The following is a 17,329-nucleotide window of genomic DNA, read 5'->3' as shown; positions in this document are numbered from 1 at the left end:
GATGCGCCGGCACGGGCGCTACGCGGAGAACTCCCGCAGCGCCACGTGCAGCCCTTCGACCCGGGGCCGGGCATCCGCCATCCGCCGGACGGCCACCGGATCCGGCAGGACGGTGCGGTGTGGCCGGGACCAGACGTCGGCGGGCAGGGCGGACAGGTCGGACACGGCGCCGAGCGCACGCCAGCCGAGGAGCGCGGCGCCGAATCCGGAGCCGGCGGTGTCGTCCGTGATCCCGAGCGGCATGTCGAGCGCCGCCGCGACGATCTCCGCCCAGAGCGACGACCGCAGCGCTCCGCCGGTGGCCCGCACCGAGGCGACCGGCGCCCCGGCAGCGACCACCGAGTCCCTGACCAGCGCCAGTTGCTGCCCGACGCCCTCGATCATGGCCCGTGTCATATGGGCTCTGCCGTGCGCGCGCCGCAGCCCGATCAGGGCGCCCCGGGCATCGGGGTCCCACCAGGGGGCGCGTTCGCCGAGGAGATGAGGCAGCGCGATGAGGCCCTCGGAGCCGGGCTCGACTTCGGCCGCCTCCTTCAGGAGGTCGGCCACGTCGATGCCACCGAAGGATTCGGCAGCCCACTGGGCGACGACTCCGGCGTTGCTGACCGCTCCGCCGAGCACCCACAGCCCGTCGGCGAGGTGGTAGCAGAAGACACGGCACCTGTCGTCCACGCCCGGCCGGTCGCGCACGACGCGGAGCGCGCCGCTGGTGCCCAGCGACAGCGCGGCCGTACCGGGGGTGGTGGCGCCGACCGCGAGGTTGGCGAGCGGCCCGTCTCCGGCGCCCGCGACCACGGGCAGCCCGGTGGGCAGGCCCAGCGCGGCGGCCGGCTCGGGCAGCAGCGGGAAGGTGGCGGTCGGCGGTACGAGGTCGGGCAGCCGTTCGCCGGACACCCTGGCGGCCTCCAGTGCGGGTCCGTGCCAGGCAGTGGTGCGGAGGTCCATCAACCCGGTGGCGGAGGCACAGGAGTGGTCGGTGATCAGTCGGCCGGTGAACCGGGACAGCACGTAGTCCTTCATCCCGCACCACACGGCCGTACGCCGGAAGAGTCCCGGTTCGTGTGCGGCGAACCAGGCCAGCTTGGTCACCGGCGCCATGGGGTGCACCGGGGTGCCGGTCGCACGGTGGAGCGCGTCCCCGCCCTCGGCCCGCAAGCGGCGGGCGATGTCGGCCGAGCGGGTGTCGGCCCAGCTCAGGGCGGGAGTCAGCGGTGCGCCGGAGGAGTCGAGGGCGAGCAGGGTGTGCAGGGCCGCGCTGAAGGACAGCCCCCGGACGGCCAATCCCAGGTGCGCGCAGTGTTCGGCACTCTCCCGCACCGCGTCGACCACCCCGGCCAGCACGGTCGCGGGGTCGTGGACGGCTTCGCCGTCCCGCCCGGTGCGCAGGGGGGCGGGACGTTCGACGGTCGACACCGGGCGGTACGCGGCATCCACCGCGACCACCTTGGTGGCGGTGGTGCCCAGGTCGATGCCGAGCACCGCCTCGCCGGCGTCGTTCATCACGGTCTCCGTTTCGGCTTGGTTCGGGGTCGGTTCGGTTCCGGGCATGCCCGTCGGAGGGCCCGCCCAGCGCCGGCGGCTCGTGTCCGGAGAGTCAGCGGGCGTCGGCGGGGTCGGTGAGGTCCCGGCCGCGTGTCTCCGGTGTGGCGAAGGTCGTCAGGAAGGTGATGAGGGACAGCACGATCACGTAGCCGGCGAGGGGCCACCAGGAGTCGTTGAAGGCGAGCAGCAGGGTGGCTCCCAGCAGCGGAGCGACACCGCCGGCGATGATCGCGCTGAACTCCCGGCCGATCGCCACGCCCGTGTACCGGTGCCGCGCGCCGAACAGCTCGGCCAGCAGGGCGCACTGGGAGCCGAGCATGCCGTTCACGCCGACGCCGATGCCGACGGTGATCACGGCGCAGATCAGCACCGTGTTGCCGGTGCTCATCAACGCGAAGGCGGGAATGGCGAACAGGGCCTGGAAAAGCGCGGCCCAGCGGTACAGCGGGACGCGGCCGATCCGGTCGGACAGCATGCCGAACAGCGGGATGGTGACGACACCGGCGAGCGAGGCGCAGGCCACCGCGAGCGGGCCGACCGAGGAGGAGACGCCGACCACGGCGGTCACGTAGCTGATGCTGAAGGTGGAGTACAGGTAGGAGGTGCCGTTCTCGGCCATCCGCAGGCCGAAGGTGACGAACAGGTTCCGGCGGCTGTTGACCATGAGGTCGCGCAGCGGACGCTTGCTGACCTCTCCGGTTTCTTCCAACTGGGCGAAGGCGGGGCTCTCCTCCAGCTTCAGCCGGATGTAGACCGCGACCAGGATGAGCACCGCGCTCAGCAGGAACGGCACCCGCCACACCCAGCCGAACAGGACGTCTTCGTCCAACTGCGCCAGCGGTACGAACAGCGCGGTGGCGAGCAGCATGCCCACCTGGATCCCGACGAACGGGAGGGCGGCGTAGTAGCCGCGTCTGGCGGGCGGGGCGTACTCGGCCATCAGGGTGGAGGCGCCCGCCTGTTCGGCTCCGGCGCCGAAGCCCTGCAGCAGCCGCAGCAGCATCAGCAGGACGGGGCTCCATATGCCCGCGGTGTGGTAGGTGGGCAGCAGCCCGATGGCGAAGGACGACCCGCCCATCAGCGCGACGGTGACGACCAGCACTGTCTTGCGGCCGTGCCGGTCGCCGAGCGAGCCGAAGAACAGACCGCCGAGGGGACGGGCGACGAACCCGACCGCGTAGGTGGCGAAGATGGCCACGAGCCCGACCGCGTCGCCGAGCCCAGGGAAGAACAGGTGCTTGAACACCAGCGCCGAGGCGATGCCGTAGATGGCGAAGTCGTAGTACTCGAGGGCGCTGCCCACCGAGCTCGTGAAGAGCGCGCGGCGCAGTCCCGGGTCTTTGTGGGTGCTGTCACCTGCGGCGGGCCCGGAGGATGTCGTCGTTGGCACCGTCATGGATGCCGCCCTTCCGTCTCACGGACGTGTCACACGCCGTTCATCTGGGGACGTCGGGGACCGTAACAGCATGTGGCATCGATGCCAATATGCTGAACACAACTGACACCCCCTCGACATTCCAGCCCGAAGCGTTCAGTATGCTGTTCACAGCACAGCATTTGGTTCAGGAGGTCAGGTGTCAGCACATACAGAGGTGGGCGTCGCCGGGCTCGGGGTCATGGGCTCCGCGATCGCCCGCCGGCTGCTCGGGCGCGAACGCACGGTGCGCGTCTACGACATCCGGCCGCAGGCCGGCGCCGAACTCGCCCGGAACGGGGCCGCCATGGCGGAATCGCCCGCCCGGCTCGCCGCGTCGCGCGTGGTGATCCTCTCCCTCAACACGGCCGGCATCGTGGAGCAAGTGGTCTTCGGCCCGGACGGGGTGCTGAGTGAGGCACCGGACGACGTACTGGTCATCGACATGTCGAGCATCGACCCGGGACGCACCCGCGAGTTCGCCGAACGCGCCGCCAAGCTGGGCGCCGGCTGGGTCGACGCCCCGCTGTCGGGAGGCGCACCGGCCGCCGCGCGCGGCGAGCTGACCCTGATGCTGGGTGGCGAGGAGGAGCACGTCGAACGCGCGCTGCCCGTACTCGGCGCCCTGGCCTCCCGGCTGACGCATCTCGGCCCACCCGGTTCCGGTCAGCTGGTGAAGTCCGTCAACCAGGTGCTGGTCGGCTGCGGATTCGCCGCGCTGGCCGAGGCGGCCGCGCTGGTGCGGGCGGCGGGCCTGCCACCCCGGAAGGTGCTCACCGCGCTCAGCGGGGGCCGCGCCGACTCGGCGCTGCTGCGGGAGTTCTTCGTCAAGTTCGCCGACGCCGACCTCTCCCCCACCGGCCGGGTCAGCAACATGGTCAAGGACCTGGAGGCCGCCCGCGACTACGCGCGCTCGGCCGGCGTACCGCTGCCCGTCACGACAGCCGTCGCCGAACTTCACCGCTGGCTCACCGCGGCCGGGCACGGCGACGCCGACAACGCCGCGCTGATGCGCTACTACGCTCCCCTGGAGGTACGGCCGTGAAGGTTCCCGCCCTGTTCGACCTCGCCGGCCGCCGGGCCCTGGTGACCGGCTCCAGCAAGGGCATCGGTGCCGCCCTCGCCGCCGGCCTTGCCGAGGCGGGCGCCGAACTCGTCCTCAACGGCCGCGACGACGCGGCACTGGAGCGCGCCCGGGAGGAGCTGGCCGAGCGCACCGGGGCCAAGGTGCACGCGGCGGTCTTCGACGTCACCGACGAGAGCGCCGTACGACGAGCGGTCCGGGAGATCGAGGACGGCATCGGCCCGCTGGACATCCTCGTCAACAACACCGGCGTGCAACACCGCGAGCCGATGCTGGAGGTCTCGGCGGAGACCTTCGAGCGGGTGCTGCACACCAACCTCACCAGCGCCTTCCTCGTGGGCCGCACGGTCGCGGCCGGAATGGTCGAGCGCGGCCACGGAAAGATCGTCAACATCTGCTCCGTACAGACCTGGCTGGCCCGGCCCGGCATCGCCGCGTACGCGGCGTCCAAGGGCGGCCTGGCGATGCTGACGCGCAGTATGTGCGCGGAGTGGGCCGGATCGGGACTCACCGTCAACGCGCTCGCCCCCGGCTATGTGGTCACCGAGCTGACCCGCCCGTTGGTGGAGGACCCCGCCTTCGACTCGTGGATCCGGGGCCGCACCCCGGCCGGCCGCTGGGCCTCGGTCGAGGACCTCGTCGGCACGCTGGTGTGGCTCGCGGCACCCGCGTCGGACTTCGTCAACGGCCAGGTGATCGCGGTCGACGGCGGACTGACCGCGGTCGTCTGACGCACCACCCTCCAATGCACTCAACCAACCGAAGCAGCCGAGCCGTTCGGCAGAGAGCGGGACGAGGACATGAACGACAGGGACCCAGCGAAGATGCGGGCCGTGGTGGCGCACGGCGCGGGCGACCTGCGCCTGGAGGAACGCCCGGTGCCGACACCGGGCCCGGGTGAGATCGCGGTCGACATCCGGTACGGCGGCATCTGCGGCTCCGACCTGCACTACTGGCGCCACGGCGCGGTCGGGGAGTTCCGGCTGCGCGAACCGCTCGTGCTGGGACACGAGATCGTGGGCCGGGTACGCGAGGCGGGCCCCGGCACCCAGGCACCGCCGCCGGGCACGCCGGTGGCCGTGCACCCGCTGGCGTCCTGCGGCAGCTGCCGGCAGTGCCTCGCCGGGCGGCGCAACACGTGCCTCGACACCGGCTACCTCGGCAGCGCGGCCCGCGACCCCCATGTGCAGGGCGGCTTCGCCGACGTCCTCGTCGTCCCCGCCGAGCGGGTGCTCGCACTCCCCGACGGCCTGGACCTGCGGCTGGCCGCGGTGGCCGAACCGGCCGCGGTCGCCTGGCACGCCGTACGGCAGGCCGGCGACGTCCGCGGCAGGCGGGTACTGGTCACCGGCGCGGGCCCCATCGGCTGCCTGGTGGTCGCGGCGCTGCGGGCCGCCGGCGCGGCCGAGATCACCGTGACCGACGTGCACGAGGCTCCGCTGGCCGTCGCCAAGCAGGTGGGCGCCACGTCGACCGTACGGGTCGGCGCCGGTACCGACGGGCTGGACGAACTCGCCGCAGACCTCGCGATCGAGTCCTCGGGCAACCCGGCCGGACTGCGTACCTGCGTGTACGGAGTCGACCGGGGCGGCCTGGTGGTGGGCCTCGGACTGCTGCCGCCCGGGGACACGCCGGTGGCGGCCAACGCGCTGATCACACGGGAACTGCGGCTCGTCGGCTCCTTCCGCTTCGACGACGAACTCACCGAGGTGCTCCCGGCATTGGCCGACGGCCGCCTCCCGGTCGAGCCGGTCGTCACCTCCGTCCTACCGGTGGCGCACGTGCGGGAGGGGTTCGAGATCGCGGCCGACCCCGCCCGCTCCTGCAAGGTGCTGCTCGACTTCGGCGAGCCGGGGGTGGCCTGACGCGGTGTCCGGCCCGGCCCTGGCCGCCACCTGCCTGCCCCCGCATCACGATCCACAGACCGCCTCCCGCACTTACATCCCCCTCGCCGCAAGGAGTTCAGCATGTCCGGCAGCCCCACCCGCCGCCCCCGCGTCGCGGTCAGCCGCACCGCTCTGCCGGGAGACGGCGTCGAGCGCCTCGCCGACCGCTGCGACATCACCGCCTGGACGGGCGCGCGGCCGCCGACCCCCTCCGAGCTGGCCGGGCTCGTCCGGGGCTGCGAGGGACTGCTGGTCCTCGGCAGCGACCGCGTCGACGCCGCACTGCTCGACGCGGCAGGACCGGATCTTCGGGTCGTGGCCCTCGCGTCGATGGGCTACGACGGCGTGGACGTCGAGGCCGCCGCCGAACGCGGCGTCGTCGTCACCCACACGCCCGACGTGCTGGCCGACACCACCGCCGATGTGGCGATGGCGCTGATCCTGATGGCACGGCGCCGCCTGCCCGCCGCCATGGACGCGCTGCGCCGCGGCGCATGGGGCGCCTTCCGCATGGACGCCTTCCTCGGCCTCGACGTGCACGGCGCCACCCTCGGGCTGATCGGCTACGGGCAGATCGCCCGCGCACTCGCCCGCAGAGCCGCCGGATTCGGCATGCGCGTACAGCACCACCACCCCCGGCGCAGGGAGGACGACGAGCTGTCCCGATGGGTGCCGTTCGACGAACTGCTGCGGACCAGCGACGTGGTGTCCGTGCACACGCCGCTGACGGAGGAGACCAAGGACATGATCGGCGCGGCCGAACTCGCCCTGATGAAACCGACCGCGACCCTGGTCAACACCGGTCGCGGAGGGATCGTCGACGAGGAGGCCCTCCTGACGGCGCTGCGCCGCGGGGAGATCCACTCGGCAGGGCTGGACGTCATGACCGGCGAGCCGCGCACGGACCCCTCCGACCCCCTGCTCACCGAGCCGCACCTGGTGGTGCTGCCACATGTGGGCTCGGCGACCGAGGCGACCCGCGCGGCCATGGTCGAACTCGCCGCCCGCAACGTCGAAGCCGTTCTGGAGGGCCACCCCGCCCCCACCCCACTCCCCGGCACCCCGAGCCTGCCCGGCCGACGCGCCCAGCGTGCGGGGCAGAACGCGTCCGTCATCAGCGCTCAGCCGTAGTCGCTCACCACGGCGATCCGGACGCGGAGACGGTGGGGACGGGGTCTGGCTGGTGACCGCCGTCAGGCCGTGACCGGCACACGATCCCCCTCGACAGGACACAGTGATCGCACGGCCACGGAGCGAGTTGGCACTTCCGCCCCACAGGCAGTCATGTGACACTGGCGTCCCGTCCGCAGTGCGGACTCCCTCCGCACCGTCCCCCACGAAAAGTGCGCCGTGCGTTCTAGTTCGCTTCCCTTGCCGCTCGCCCTCACCGCGCGTCTGTCCCCCGTCGCCGTGCTCGCTGTGGCGGGCTGGGCCCTGGCGTCCGGCCCGTTCGCCGCGACGCCCGCCGAGAGCCACGACGAGCGGCAGCAGACCGGGACCCAGTCCGCCTCCGCCCCGTCGACGTCGGCGGCGTCGAAGACGTACGCCGCCGCTCCCGCGCCGTGCGCCAGTCTTGCCGGGAAGACGATCACGTCGCTCGTGCCGGGCGCCAAGAAGGCCGGCAAGGAGATTCGGTCGACGGACTCGAAAGTGCGCCGCACCTGCTCCTGGAACGCCCTCAAGGGGTACGACTACCGCTGGCTCGACGTGTCCTTCGAGATCACCGAGTCGGACGAGGTGGCTCAGAAGTCGTACAAGGAGAACGTCACGGAGAAGAGCGGCGGCGGGGCCGTGCCCGGGCTCGGCGACTCGGCGTACTCGGTGGTGAACCTCACCACCGAGGACAAGCAGCAGACGCGTGAGGGCACGGTGGTGGTACGCGCGTCCAACGCGCTGGTGGTCGTCACGTACAACGGCAGCGACTTCGAGTCGAAGAAGGCGCCCAGTACGGACGAGATCAACAAGGGAGCCATCAAGGCCGCCAAGGAGGCGGTCGCCGCGCTGGAGGACGGCCAGTAGGGCTGACCGTCCTCCAACAGCGGTTCTACGAAGCGGTTCTACGACAGAAGAGTTCCGACAGATGGGTCAGGCCTCGAGACGGTCCCGTCCGCGCGCCAGCATGAGCAGCACGTACAGCACCATCGAGGTGCCCAGGCCCACCGCCCAGCCGTAGTCGGCCAGCGGCTCCAGCGCCGGGATCGGCCGGCCGTCGATCAGCGGCTTGAAGCTGGCGCCGCCGATGGCGAGGACACCGCCGACGGCGAAGGCGACGACGGCCCGCCAGTTCCAGCCGCCCTCGTACCAGTAGCGGCCGCCCGTGCGGTACAGGTCGGTCAGGTCCAGCTTGCCGCGGCGCAGGATCCAGTAGTCGGCGATGAGGATGCCGGCGACCGTGCCGAGCAGACCGCCGACCAGGCCGAGCCAGGTGAAGATGTAGCCCTGCGGGTCGGAGTACAGCTTCCACGGGAAGATCAGCACGCCGAGGACGCAGGTGGCGAGCGCGCCGGCCCGGAAACTGATCTTCCGGGGCGCGATGTTGGAGAAGTCGAAGGCCGGGGAGACCAGGTTGGCCGCGATGTTCACGGACAGGGTCGCCACCAGCACGGTGACCAGCGCGAACAGCAGGCCCACGACGTTGTCCGTCTTGGCGGCGAGCTGTACCGGGTCCCAGATCGTCTCGCCGTAGACGGCCTGCGAACCGGAGGTGACCATCACCGACAGCAGGGCGAAGAGAGTCATGGTCGTCGGCAGGCCCAGCGCCTGACCCCACGTCTGCGCCTTCTGGCTCTTTCCATAGCGCGTGAAGTCCGGAATATTCAAGGACAAAGTGGACCAGAAGCCGATCATGCCCATGAGGGACGGCCAGAACAGCTTCCAGAAGTCCGCGCCCCAGCCCAGCTTGGAGGGCTGGTCGAAGAGCGGGCCGAAGCCGCCGGCCTTGTCGCTCATCCACCACAGCATCACGAAGGCGCCGACGAGCACGAAGGGCGCCGCCCAGTTCTCGAAGCGGCGGATCGTCTCCATGCCCCGGTAGATGATCGCCACCTGGATCGCCCAGAAGATCGCGAACGACAGCCACATCGTCCAGGCGTAGCCGCCGATCTTGCCGACATCGGTCCAGCCGTTGCCGATGAGCTTCCCGGCGAGGAAGTAGATCGCCTCGCCGCCGATCCAGGTCTGGATGCCGAACCAGCCGCACGCCACCAACGCCCTGACGACGGCCGGCAGGTTGGCGCCGCGGATGCCGAAGGAGGCACGGGCGAAGACCGGGAAGGGGATGCCGTACTTCGGTCCCGCGTGCCCGGTGAGCAGCATCGGGACCAGCACGATCACATTGGCCAGGGCGATGGTGAGCACCGCCTGCTTCCAGTCCATGCCGACGGCGATCAGACCGGAGGCCAGGGTCCAGGAGGCGGTGTTGTGGGCCATGCCGACCCACAGCGCGGAGAAGTTGTACGTGGTCCAGGTGCGCTTCTCCACCGGGACCGGCAGCAGATCCTCGTTGGCGTAGCGGCCGCTCGGGGCGGGGGCGCCCGGGGCGAGCTCCACCCGGCCGTCGGCGAGGGTGACTTGGGTGGACGGCGGTATGGCCGTGGGAGCGGTGTCGGTCATGGGCAGGCCAATCAATGAAGGGTGGTCCGGAAAGGCCGTGCGGGCTCCGGCCCCCTCCCCGGGGGGTGGGGAGGGGAGTACAGGAGTGGGGGGCGGGGGTTGGGGAGGTGAGCAGTGGGGCGGATCCGGATCAGGCGTTGACAGCCGGGATCACCCGCGTGCCGTACGCGTCGATGACGGCTTCCTGGGCGTCGTGCATGTCGTAGACGGCGAACTGGTCGACGCCCAGCTCACGCAGCGCGTTCAGCTTCTCGATGTGCTTCTCGACCGGCCCGATCAGGCAGAACCGGTCGACGATCTCGTCGGGCACGAACTGGGTGTCGGGGTTGCCGCTGCGCCCGTGATGGGAGTAGTCGTAGCCCTCGCGGGCCTTGATGTAGTCGGTGAGTTCGTCGGGTACGGCGGCGGAGTGCTCGCCGTACTTCGACACCAGGTCGGCCACGTGGTTGCCGACCATCCCGCCGAACCAACGGCACTGCTCGCGCGCGTGGGCGAGCGCCTCGGGCGAGTCGTCCTCGGTGACGTACGCCGGGGCGGCGACACAGATCTTCACCTCGGAGGGGTCACGGCCGGCGGCGACAGCCGCGTCCTTGACCGCCTTCACCATGTACTCGGTCAGATAGAGGTCGGCGAGCTGGAGGATGAACCCGTCGGCCTCCTCGCCCGTCATCTTCAGCGCCTTGGGACCGTACGCCGCCATCCATACGGGGAGTTCGGCGCCCGGCTTGATCCACGGGAACTTGATCACCGTACCGCCGAGGTCGGCCTCGTCACCCCGGCCGAGCGCCCGGATGACCTTCATGGCCTCACTGATGCGGGCCAGCGTGTTCGGCTTGCGGCCCGCGACCCGCATCGCGGAGTCGCCGCGGCCGATGCCGCAGACCGTGCGGTTGCCGAACATGTCGTTGAGGGTGGCGAAGGTGGAGGCGGTGACCTCCCAGGTGCGGGTGCCCGGGTTGGTGACCATCGGGCCGACCTTCAGCTTGGACGTGTTCGACAGGATCTGGCTGTAGATCACGAACGGCTCCTGCCAGAGCACGGCGGAGTCGAAGGTCCAGCCGTAGGTGAAGCCGTTGCGCTCGGCGCGCTTCATCAGGCTGATGACCTTCGAGGCCGGCGGGTCGGTCTGCAGGACGAGTCCGAAGTCCATGGGCTCCGCTCCTAGTTGAGGTACTGACAGGTGGAGCGGGGGGTGTACGTGCCGTGTCCGGCGTGCCCGGTGTACTCCCGCTCGGTGATGACCAGTTCGCCGCGCGAGAGGACCGTCTCGACGCGGCCGGTGAGGCGCTTGCCCTCGTACGCCGAGTAGTCGACGTTCATGTGGTGCGTCTCGGCGGAGACGGTCTGCTCGGCGTCCGGGTCGTAGATGACGACGTCCGCGTCGGCGCCGGGGGCGATGGTGCCCTTCTTCGGGTACATGCCGAACATCCGGGCCGGGGTGGCGCAGGCGATCTCGATCCAGCGGCGGCGGGAGATGTGCCCGTCGACGACGGCCTGGTGGAGCAGGTCCATGCGGTTCTCGACGCCCGGGAGGCCGTTGGGGATCTTGGAGAAGTCGCCCCGGCCGAGTTCCTTCTGGCCCACGAAGCAGAAGGGGCAGTGGTCGGTGGAGACGACCTGGAGGTCGTTGGTGCGCAGGCCCTTCCAGAGGTGGGCCTGGTGCTCCTTCGGCCTGAGCGGCGTCGAGCACACGTACTTCGCGCCCTCGAAGTCGGGCTCGGCGAGGTTGTCCGTCGACAGGAACAGGTACTGCGGGCAGGTCTCCCCGAAGACGTTCAGCCCCTCGTCGCGTGCCTTGGCCAGCTCGGCGACTGCCTCCATCGCCGAGACGTGCACGACGTACAGGGGCGCCCCGGCGACCTGTGCCAGCTTGATGGCGCGGTGGGTGGCCTCGGCCTCCAGCAGGGCCTTGCGCACCTCCCCGTGATAGCGCGGGTCGGTCTCACCCCGGGCCAGCGCCTGCTCCACCAGCACGTCGATCGCGATGCCGTTCTCGGCGTGCATCATGATCAGGCCGCCGTTCTCGGCGGAGCGCTGCATGGCGCGCAGGATCTGGCCGTCGTCGCTGTAGAAGACGCCCGGGTAGGCCATGAACTGCTTGAAGGAGGTGACGCCCTCTCCCACCAGCAGGTCCATCTCCTTGAGCGTCTCCTGGTTCACGTCGGAGACGATCATGTGGAAGGCGTAGTCGATGGCGCAGTTGCCCTCGGCCTTGGCGTGCCAGGTGTCCAGGCCCTCGCGCAGGGTGTGGCCGACGCTCTGCACGGCGAAGTCGACGATGGTCGTCGTACCGCCCCAGGCGGCGGCCCGGGTGCCGGTCTCGAAGGTGTCGGCGGCGAAGGTGCCGCCGAACGGCAGCTCCATGTGGGTGTGGGCGTCGACCCCGCCCGGGATGACGTACTTCCCGGTGGCGTCGATGATCCGCTCGGCCGTCCAGGCCTCGGCGGCCGGGGTGCCGCTCGCGGCGAGGGCGGCGATACGGCCGTCCTCGATCAGGACGTCGGCGTGCATCTCGTCGGACGCGGTGATGACGAGACCACCACGGATGACGGTACGGCTGCTCATACTCCCTCTCCTACCGTGGTCAACACTGGTGTCGTGCAGGTCGGTCCGTGCCGCCGGTCCGGCCCCCCGTGCGCCGGACCGGCGGCGTTCCGGTCGGCTACGGAGCGGTCAGCGGGTCGTACGCCTCGGGACGGCGGTCCCGGTAGAACTGCCAGCGGTCGCGGACCTCGCGCAGCTTGGCCAGGTCCAGGTCGCGGACGACCAGTTCGGTCTCCTTGTCGGAGGCCACCTCGCCGACGAACTGGGCTTCCGGGTCCACGAAGTACGACGTCCCGTAGAAGTCGTTGTCGCCGTACTCCTCGACCCCCACCCGGTTGATCGCGCCGACGAAGTACTCGTTGGCGACGGCCGCCGCCGGCTGCTCCAGCTGCCACAGGTAGCCGGACAGGCCGCGCGAGGTGGCCGACGGGTTGAAGACGATCTCGGCGCCCTCCAGGCCCAGCGCCCGCCAGCCCTCCGGGAAGTGGCGGTCGTAGCAGATGTACACGCCGATCCTCCCGACGGCCGTGTCGAAGATCGGCCAGCCCAGGTTGCCCGGGCGGAAGTAGAACTTCTCCCAGAAACCGGGCACCTGCGGGATGTGGTGCTTGCGGTACTTGCCGAGGTAGGAGCCGTCCGCGTCGATCACGGCGGCCGTGTTGTAGAGGACGCCGGGCTGCTCCTCCTCGTACATCGGCAGGATCAGGACGAGGCCCAGTTCCTTGGCGAGCGCCTGGAAGCGCTTGACGATGGGTCCGTCCGGGACCTGCTCGGCGTACTCGTAGAACGCCTTGTCCTGGACCTGGCAGAAGTAGGGCCCGTAGAACAGCTCCTGGAAGCACAGCACCTGAGCACCCTGCGCGGCCGCGTCGCGGGCCGCCTGCTCGTGTACCTGGATCATCGATTCCTTGTCGCCGGTCCAGGCGGTCTGGAAGAGGGCGGCACGGATCAATCTGCTCATCGGGACCTCCGGTCGCTCGGTGTGCGGCGAGCCTAGAAAGTCCGGAAGGCCTGTTTGAGTTGCACGGTGTCACGTCTGCGGGCCTGCGGCGTGCCACCGTGTCACCCTGTCGTAGGCCCATGTTTCACCGCCGTTTTCCCAGGTCGTCGCATGTTTCAGCCCTGTTGCGCGTCGTGCGCGAGGAGCGCGATGTGCACCGAGGCGGCCTGCTCGAAGTCGTCGAGGTCGACGCCGAGCCGGCCCTGTATCGCTTCCAGCCGGCGGTAGAGCGCGGGCCGGGAGACGTGGTGGAGCTGCGCGGTGCGGGACTTGTTGCGGCCGGTGGCGAGATAGGTGCGCAGTACGGCGAGCAGGTCCTCGCCGGCCCCGCACAGCAGCCCGTCCAGCTCTCGCTCCGCGAAGGACTGCACGTGCGGGTCGTCGCGCAGCAACCGGATCAGGCCGCGCAGATGGACGTCCTTGAGGCGGACGACGGCCGGGAGGTCGAGGACGGCCGAGGAGTCGGCCACGGCATCGGCGACGTGCTGGGCCTCGCGCAGGCCGGCGGGGACGTCGTCCCAGGCGATGCGCGGATCGGCGGCGGCCACGACCGTCCGGGCGGCCTCCGAGCGCACCCGGGCCGCGAAGTTCGCCACGAGCACCGAGGCGTCCTGGTCCCGGGCCAGGCTCAGCAGAACGGCGGTGGCGCCGTCGGTGAGCTCGGCGACGATCCCGGAAAGCCCCAACAGGCGAAGAATCCGCTCGAGTTGGGCCGGATCGCCGTCGCGGATGACCAGCGGGACGAAGGCGCGCCGGTTGACCGGCAGTCCGGCCGCCCGCGCCCGGGGCAGCAGCTGCCGCGCCGGTACGACCCCGCTGACCAGGTCGGTCAGCAGGCTCTGCGCGGACTGCTCCTCCCAGGTGTGCGCGGAGTTGCCGCCGAGCATGCGGTGCAGGACGAGCGCCTCGGCGGCCCGGTCGGCGAGCAGCCGCCCGGTGGCGGTGTCGCCCCGGTAGCCGCACAGCACGATCCGGCCCCAGCGCTCCCCGCGTCCGGTCAGCTCGGCGCGGATCCAGCCGTCGCCCTCGCTGCCGCCGGCCTGGCGGGCGATGCGCTCCCAGTCGCGCAGCACGTCGTCGACGGCCGGCCGCTCCCCCGCCGTGGCGAGGACGCGGTGGGCGAGGTTGGTGACGACGACGGGGCAGGCGCTGTGGTGGGCGATCTCGTCGAGCAGACGCTGGAGCGGGGCGCCGGCGGTGATGAGTCCGGTGAGCGCGGTCCGTACGGACTCGGAGAGGCTGACGGCGGCGAACTTCCGCCGTACGAGGCGGGCCTGGACCTCCTCGGTCAGCTCGGCGAAGGGGAAGGGCCGGTGGAGGACGACCATCGGCAGCCCGCACCGCTCGGCCGCCCGGCGCATCACGTCCGGCGGGGCCGGAAACGCCCGTCCCAGGCCCAGGACGACGGCCGCCGCCTCCGCGCGGTGCAGCGACTGGATGTACTCGGCCTGCGCGCTCTCGTCGCCGGCGAGCAGCACCCCGGTGGTGAGCACCATCTCGCCGCCGCTGAGCATCACGCCCACGTCGGCGGCCTCGGCGACGTGCACCCAGCGCACGGCCCGGTCGAGCTGGCTCGCGCCGGCCACCACCTCGGGTTCCCCGGCGAGGACCCGTTCCAGTGTGAGGACCTTCCGGACCGACAGGGTCGGTTCCAGGGGCTCCCAGGTCTCCAAGGTGGTGGTCATGGCGGTCTTTCCCTTGCTCAGAATGGTGCTACTGGATGCTCCTCAGAGCGTCTTCGAGGATCGCGGCGCCTTCCTCGGCCTCCGCGACGGTCAGGGACAGGGGTGGGGCGACCCGCAGGGCGCTGGTGTTGTGGCCGCCGCCCTTGCCGATGAGCAGCCCGCCCGCGCGGGCCGCTTCGAGGACGGCGGACGCGGCCTCGGGGTCCGCCTGGTCGGTGCCGGGTTTCACCAGCTCGACGCCGATCATCAGCCCGCGCCCGCGCACCTCCCGTACACCCGGAAGCTGCGCCCCGACCGCCCGCAGCCGCTCGATGAGCAGTCCGCCGACGCGCCGGGCGTTGCCCTGGAGGTCGTGCTCCAGCAGGTAGGTGAGGTTGGCGAGGCCCGCCGCCATGGTGATCTGGGTGCCGCCGAACGTGGAAATGCTGTTGGCGTCCAGGCAGTTCATGATCTCTCCGCGGGCGACGACTCCGCCGATGGACATGCCGTTGCCGATGCCCTTGGCGAAGGTGAGGATGTCGGGAGGGCCGTTCTGGCCGTGTGCCTGCCAGCCCCAGAAGTGGTCGCCGGTGCGGCCCCAGCCGGTCTGCACCTCGTCAGCGATCCACAGGATCCCGTATGCAGTCAGCACCTCACGGAATGCCGCATACAGTCCGTCGGGCGGAGACGTGAAACCACCGACGCCCTGGACGGGCTCGGCGATCAGTGCGGCGGGCGGGCGGGTGTGGCCGAGCAGGTCCTTCAGGTCGTCGACGCAGGCCGCGATGAAGTCGTCGTCGGTCAGGGAGGCGTACGGGCCGCGCGTCCGCACGCCTCCGTGGACGTACAGCGTCTGGAGCGGGGACAGCGAGGTCGGCGACCAGCCGCGGTTGCCGGTGATGCCGACCGCGCTGAAGGAGCGCCCGTGGTAGCTGTTGCGCATCGCCAGCATCGTGTTGCTGCGGCGGTACGCCGTGGCGAGCAGCAGGGCGGTGTCGTTGGCCTCGGTGCCGGAGGTGGTGAAGAAGACGCGGGCGTCCGGGATGCCGCTCAACTGGGCGACGCGCTCGGCGAGATCGACCATCGGCCGGTTGAGGTAGAGCGTGGACGAGTGGATGATCCGCCCGGCCTGCTCGCTCACCGCCTTCGTCACCTCGGGCAGCGCGTGCGCGGTCATCGTCGTGAGGATGCCGCCGAAGAAGTCGAGGTACTTGTTGCCCTCGGCGTCCCAGACGTACCGGCCCTCGCCGTGGGTGATCTCGAGGGGGTCCTCGTAGTAGAGGGCGAGCCAGTCGGGGAGGACGGCCCGGTGGCGACCCAGCAGGTCCTTGGTCACGGCTTCACCAGCCCTTCGTACGCGTCGGGCCGCCGGTCGCGGTAGAACGCCCACAGCTGCCGGACTTCATCGATCAGGTCGAAGTCGAGGTCACGGACGACGAGTTCCTCTTCCTTGTCGCTGGCGGTCTCCCCCACGAACTGCCCGCGCGGGTCGACGAAGTACGACGTGCCGTAGAAGTCGTTGTCGCCGTACTCCTCGACGCCCACCCGGTTGATCGCGGCGACGAAGTACTCGTTGGCGACGGCCGCCGCGGGCTGTTCCAGCCGCCAGAGGTGGGAGGAGAGTCCGCGGTGGGTGGCGGACGGGTTGTAGACCAACTGGGCGCCGTTCAGGCCGAGTTGGCGCCAGCCCTCCGGGAAGTGGCGGTCGTAGCAGATGTATACGCCGACCTTGCCTACGGCCGTGTCGAAGACGGGCCAGCCGATGTTGCCCGGTTTGAAGTAGTACTTCTCCCAGAAGCCCTTGACCTGCGGGATGTGGTGCTTGCGGTACTTGCCGAGGACGGTGCCATCGGCGTCGATCACGGCCGCGGTGTTGTAGTAGAAGCCCGACTGCTCGACCTCGAACACCGGGACGACGACGACCATGCCCGTCTCGCGCGCGAGCTGTTGCATACGACGCGTCGTCGGCCCGTCGGGCACCGGCTCGGCCCAGCGGTAGTGCTCCGGGTCCTGGACCTGACAGAAGTAGGGACTGTTGAAGACTTCCTGGAAGCCGATGATCTTCGCACCCTGGCGGGCCGCCTCGCGGGCGTGCTCCTCGTGTTTCGCCACCATGGACTCGGTGTCGCCGGTCCAGGTGGCCTGGACCAGAGCGGCACGTACGACGTTGGCCATGAGCTGCTCCTTCGACGGTGACGTCAGAGCCTCTACGCCCGTAGACGCAGGTCGTAGAGGCACGAACGTAAGCCTCCCCGGCAGGCTTGCCAAGACCATCGTCGTTAACCCGCGGAGTCGATCACGTTTCACCCTCCTGTGGGTGAAAGCCACGAGCCGGTGAAAGGGGTGGCCGGGCCGGGGCCCGCCCGGCTCTCAGGCCGTGTGTCCGGCGACCCGCAGGGCGTGGACCAGGTCCCAGTGGCGCTCGTCCGAGACGCCCCGGGCGGCCTCCACCAGGAGCGGGACCAGCGTCTGCGGGTCGGGGTCGGCGCTGCGGGCGGCCTCCTCCGGGGTGCGGACGCGGACGTAGGCGTCGAGGAGCGCGCCGATCTCGCGGCGGCGGCCGTCGGCGGCCAGCGCGAGCAC

General features: G+C 70.8%; 14 protein-coding genes and 1 pseudogene. 5 read left to right on the top strand and 10 right to left on the bottom strand.

Going from position 1 to position 17,329, the window contains the following annotated elements:
- Nucleotides 1–18: 18 nt before the first annotated feature.
- Together CLM62_RS19230 and CLM62_RS19225 are read right to left on the bottom strand one after the other, a co-directional pair.
- The gene (locus tag CLM62_RS19230; RefSeq protein WP_095751193.1) at nt 19–1,500 is read right to left on the bottom strand and encodes a gluconokinase; all 1,482 of its coding nucleotides are present in this window, start codon (nt 1,498–1,500) and stop codon (nt 19–21) included.
- A gap of 94 nt (nt 1,501–1,594) precedes the next feature.
- Nucleotides 1,595–2,938, bottom strand: coding sequence for an MFS transporter (locus CLM62_RS19225; protein ID WP_095751128.1), 1,344 nt, complete (start codon nt 2,936–2,938; stop codon nt 1,595–1,597).
- 178 nt (nt 2,939–3,116) lie between these two features.
- On the opposite strand from CLM62_RS19225, the gene CLM62_RS19220 reads away from it, so the two are divergent.
- The 5 genes from CLM62_RS19220 (at nt 3,117) to CLM62_RS19200 (ending at nt 7,945) form a co-directional block, all read left to right on the top strand.
- Nucleotides 3,117–4,001, top strand: coding sequence for an NAD(P)-dependent oxidoreductase (locus tag CLM62_RS19220; RefSeq protein WP_257003920.1), 885 nt, complete (start codon nt 3,117–3,119; stop codon nt 3,999–4,001).
- Nucleotides 3,998–4,771 (top strand): SDR family oxidoreductase, encoded by a 774-nt coding sequence (locus CLM62_RS19215; protein ID WP_095751126.1) that lies wholly within the window; start codon nt 3,998–4,000, stop codon nt 4,769–4,771. Before CLM62_RS19220 ends, CLM62_RS19215 begins: the two co-directional genes overlap by 4 nt.
- A 69-nt stretch (nt 4,772–4,840) precedes the next feature.
- Entirely contained in the window at nt 4,841–5,905 is a 1,065-nt protein-coding gene (locus tag CLM62_RS19210; protein WP_257003919.1) for an L-idonate 5-dehydrogenase, read from the top strand.
- Between the two features lie 102 nt (nt 5,906–6,007).
- Nucleotides 6,008–7,057 carry a D-glycerate dehydrogenase gene (locus CLM62_RS19205; RefSeq protein ID WP_095751125.1) on the top strand — a complete coding sequence of 350 codons (1,050 nt, stop codon included), beginning with the start codon at nt 6,008–6,010 and terminating at the stop codon, nt 7,055–7,057.
- Nucleotides 7,058–7,297: 240 nt separating this feature from the next.
- Nucleotides 7,298–7,945, top strand: a complete 648-nt coding sequence (locus tag CLM62_RS19200; protein WP_257003918.1) for a hypothetical protein — start codon at nt 7,298–7,300, stop codon at nt 7,943–7,945.
- Between the two features lie 66 nt (nt 7,946–8,011).
- On the opposite strand, the gene CLM62_RS19195 is transcribed toward CLM62_RS19200, so the two are convergent.
- From CLM62_RS19195 to CLM62_RS19160, 8 genes and pseudogenes are all read right to left on the bottom strand, one after another.
- Nucleotides 8,012–9,538 carry an NCS1 family nucleobase:cation symporter-1 gene (locus tag CLM62_RS19195; protein ID WP_179382146.1) on the bottom strand — a complete coding sequence of 509 codons (1,527 nt, stop codon included), beginning with the start codon at nt 9,536–9,538 and terminating at the stop codon, nt 8,012–8,014.
- Between the two features lie 130 nt (nt 9,539–9,668).
- Nucleotides 9,669–10,688: a TIGR03842 family LLM class F420-dependent oxidoreductase gene (locus CLM62_RS19190; RefSeq protein ID WP_095751122.1), complete on the bottom strand. Its 1,020-nt coding sequence runs from the start codon at nt 10,686–10,688 to the stop codon at nt 9,669–9,671.
- 11 nt (nt 10,689–10,699) lie between these two features.
- Entirely contained in the window at nt 10,700–12,103 is a 1,404-nt protein-coding gene (gene hydA / locus CLM62_RS19185) for a dihydropyrimidinase (RefSeq protein ID WP_095751121.1), read from the bottom strand.
- Nucleotides 12,104–12,200: 97 nt separating this feature from the next.
- A complete protein-coding gene (locus CLM62_RS19180; RefSeq protein ID WP_095751120.1) occupies nt 12,201–13,043 on the bottom strand; it encodes a nitrilase-related carbon-nitrogen hydrolase in 843 nt (280 codons plus the stop codon).
- A gap of 155 nt (nt 13,044–13,198) precedes the next feature.
- Complete coding sequence (locus CLM62_RS19175) at nt 13,199–14,767, bottom strand: PucR family transcriptional regulator (protein WP_095751119.1); 1,569 nt, start codon at nt 14,765–14,767, stop codon at nt 13,199–13,201.
- A 28-nt stretch (nt 14,768–14,795) separates the two neighbouring features.
- Nucleotides 14,796–16,082, bottom strand: coding sequence for an aspartate aminotransferase family protein (locus CLM62_RS19170; protein WP_095751118.1), 1,287 nt, complete (start codon nt 16,080–16,082; stop codon nt 14,796–14,798).
- Nucleotides 16,079–16,921: a nitrilase-related carbon-nitrogen hydrolase gene (locus tag CLM62_RS19165; RefSeq protein WP_095751117.1), complete on the bottom strand. Its 843-nt coding sequence runs from the start codon at nt 16,919–16,921 to the stop codon at nt 16,079–16,081. The genes CLM62_RS19170 and CLM62_RS19165 overlap by 4 nt, the downstream gene beginning before the upstream one ends.
- Nucleotides 16,922–17,116: 195 nt before the next feature.
- Nucleotides 17,117–17,329 (bottom strand): annotated as a pseudogene (locus CLM62_RS19160) (hypothetical protein); the annotation flags it as partial.

It is taken from the genome of Streptomyces sp. SA15, from assembly GCF_002291145.1.
GTDB lineage: Bacteria > Actinomycetota > Actinomycetes > Streptomycetales > Streptomycetaceae > Streptomyces.
The sequence above is the reverse complement of the archived record's forward strand: the minus strand, read 5'-3'. Positions and strand labels throughout refer to the sequence as shown.